This is a genomic window from Nocardioides malaquae (genome assembly GCF_015070385.1).
In the GTDB taxonomy this organism is placed as follows: domain Bacteria; phylum Actinomycetota; class Actinomycetes; order Propionibacteriales; family Nocardioidaceae; genus Nocardioides; species Nocardioides malaquae.
The window spans coordinates 1-231 of the sequence record NZ_JADCSA010001356.1 but is presented as its reverse complement, the minus strand read 5'-3'; the positions used below and the strand labels follow the sequence as shown (position 1 = coordinate 231).

The 231-nt window shown below is 53.7% G+C and carries 1 protein-coding gene; it reads left to right on the top strand.

The genetic code is table 11. From position 1 onward, the window contains the following. On the top strand, positions 1–168 hold a 168-nt coding region (locus IEQ44_RS18020), incomplete at its 5' end, for a phosphate acyltransferase (protein WP_252858667.1). Positions 169–231: the final 63 nt, after the last annotated feature.

Sequence of the window (231 nt, the reverse complement as noted above, 5' to 3'; positions counted from 1 at the left end):
GGCGGATATCGTGCCGTCGGGCCACTGATACAAGGACTTGCCGCGCCGATGCACGATCTCTCTCGTGGTTGTAGCGTGCAGGAAATTATCGAGCTGGCGCTGGTGGCAGCTGTGCCGCGTCAGACAGAAGTGAACCGCGAAAGCAGTTTACAAACACTGGTTGAATGAACGGTCCCGTTCTGGACCCTGATAAAGAGGAAAGCACAATGGAAGCATTAGGAATGATCGAAA